Here is a 1,742-nt window from a genome sequence, read left to right on the forward strand (position 1 = left end):
TAAATCAGCAAGCGGTTTTAGCGGTTGCATCTTACCCCTCCAATTGAGCTTTGGGCTTTACCAACTAGCACAATTAGAGCTACTAGATACATTGATACAACAGCTAGAACGGGACAAACAAGTAGGTTTTGGCTCATTACTTCACACCAAATCAAGTATTAATAAGTGAATTAGAGGAAAGTCATTTTCGCTCAAGTTATGCTAGCGACTTAAGTGACTTGCAACTAAGCCCGATCTCAAAAGAAAGCTGCAATAATTTCAGTATCTCAAGGCACGTTTGGCAGAAAAGAAATCTCTTTTAATAAACCAACATCTTTCTTAATAAAAATGCAGTTCAATTCCTGCATTTTCCCGAACTTTAGCTAATTGACAAATGATGAAATCGACACTTAATTGACAGGATTTTCATTTGATTGGAGTATAGAGGTGACAGAAATAGAACTCGTACTGAAATTTGTCAACTACCGCAAGCGAGAAATAAGGACGGGCAAGCGTGGTCATGTATCAGCACCATTTATCGTACTTAGAAGATGAATTGTCCGAACCCAACCGCAGAAAACCGAGAACTGCTGCTTTAAGTGCAGTGCGGCAGCAGCTCATGCCATCAGATAGCTTGACTACAAACGAAACGAAAGGCTTCCAACTAGAGCAGCAGCGGCAGCAAGTCGTCGTCATGCAGCTAGAGTTGTTTCAACAAGTAACGCAAGCGGTTCAAATCTTGTGGCAGGGTCATCTGCTAGTCTTAAATCTGACCCAAATGGATGCAATCCAAGCACAACGAACAGTCGACTTTGTGGCTGGAGCAAATTACTCAATAGATGGGCAGCAACAACACCTAGCACCAGGACTGTTTCTATTCGCACCTAAGGGCGTTCGCTTAGCAAAGGCTGTCGTTGACACCGTCGAGTTGTAGAAACGTGAACTTTGTGTTGGCAAGACCGTAGCTGGTGATTCTCGTTACAGGAGCGAATCATGAATGCAGCTTGAAGACATCCGATACTTTTTTACCAATCCCCCACCGATTTATCTTTGTCGAGAGCAAGCAGTTTGCTACATCTTGTCGGTATTGATTCAGGGAGAGTCTTGTGGCACCGGGATGATTCAACAACTTGAATGCGAATATGGCAACTATCGTCTCTCGGACACGATCCTATATGGAGCGTTGGAATTTCTCGAATCAGAGGGAGCAATCTGCGGTAGCTGGCGCAAAGGAAAAGGGCGCGGACGACCGCGACGGATCTATCAGCTCAACCCCGCATGGCACGATGAAGCGCGAAAGCTAGCTGCTTTGTGGCGTTACTTTACCACTCAGCAGCGGCAAACAAGGCTTAGTGGTGAGATTCGCTCGCCAAAGCGAGTAGCTCAATCGTAGTGGTTGTTGCAGCTTACTCCGATGACAATAACCCTGTTATGTCACTCTTGGAAAGCAAAAATCGAAGTTCAGATTTGTAACCTTGATTTGGTCAAGGTTAGAAGCTTTGTTTTCTAACAGTAACCAAAATTTATAGCCAAAAAGTTGAAATTGAAGTGCTGAAAGGCTTTCAGAGGTTGGTTTCTCCCATAGTGACATAACCCTGTTTTATCACTCTGGGGGTCATATAATAAAACACAAACGCCCAAACAGAGACATAGAGCATGGTAGAGCCGCGTCCACCCGCAGTGACAGTAAAATTTGTAGACGAATACTGTCAATGGTATGAAAAGCTGTTTCCAGAGGTGAGGAGCTTTGAAGCTTTTAAGTA

2 protein-coding genes are annotated in these 1,742 nt (G+C 44.0%); both read left to right on the forward strand.

Annotation, left to right across the window (positions count from 1 at the left end; all coding sequences use genetic code 11):
* Positions 1-499: 499 nt before the first annotated feature.
* Positions 500-913, forward strand: coding sequence for a cell division protein SepF (locus tag DSM107010_RS37525; protein WP_127025389.1), 414 nt, complete (start codon positions 500-502; stop codon positions 911-913).
* Between the two features lie 63 nt (positions 914-976).
* A complete protein-coding gene (locus DSM107010_RS37530; protein ID WP_127025391.1) occupies positions 977-1,372 on the forward strand; it encodes a PadR family transcriptional regulator in 396 nt (131 codons plus the stop codon).
* Positions 1,373-1,742 lie beyond the last annotated feature (370 nt).

Source organism: Chroococcidiopsis cubana SAG 39.79, assembly GCF_003991895.1.
Classification (GTDB): Bacteria; Cyanobacteriota; Cyanobacteriia; order Cyanobacteriales; family Chroococcidiopsidaceae; genus Chroococcidiopsis; species Chroococcidiopsis thermalis.

Coding starts and splice junctions, on each gene's coding strand:
- DSM107010_RS37525 (WP_127025389.1), top strand. CDS start 500: ATGTATCAGCACCATTTATCGTACTTAGAAGATGAATTGTCCGAACCC.
- DSM107010_RS37530 (WP_127025391.1), top strand. CDS start 977: ATGCAGCTTGAAGACATCCGATACTTTTTTACCAATCCCCCACCGATT.